Annotated in this window: 1 protein-coding gene; it reads left to right on the plus strand. The window is 70.2% G+C overall.

Annotated features, from left to right (window positions below; translation table 11 throughout):
• Positions 1–38 precede the first annotated feature (38 nt).
• Positions 39–369 (plus strand): hypothetical protein (locus tag SCWH03_RS28355; RefSeq protein ID WP_216854823.1); only part of this gene is annotated, 331 nt, incomplete at its 3' end.

Consider the following 369-nt stretch of genomic DNA (forward strand, 5'->3'; position numbering starts at 1 on the left):
GGGTGTCGCATGCGTTCCATTCGCCGTTGATGGAGCCGATGCTGGACGACTTCCGTGCGGTGGTGGGCGGGTTGTCGTTCGGGGAGCCGGGGATTGCGGTGGTCGCCGCGGGTGAGATGGGCGATCCGGAGTACTGGGTGCGGCATGTACGCGAGACCGTCCGGTTCCACGACAACGTGGTGGGGCTGCGGGAGCGGGGTGCGACGGCGTTCTTGGAGGTCGGTCCTGACGGTGTGCTGTCGGCGCTGGTGGAGGGTGCGGTGCCGGTGCTGCGCGGGGACCGCGGTGAGGTGGATGCGCTGCTCGCCGCGCTCGCCCGACTGCATGTGGACGGTGTGCCGGTGGACTGGTCCCCGTTCTACCCGGGCG

Source organism: Streptomyces pacificus (genome assembly GCF_011766325.1).
Taxonomy (GTDB): domain Bacteria; phylum Actinomycetota; class Actinomycetes; order Streptomycetales; family Streptomycetaceae; genus Streptomyces; species Streptomyces pacificus.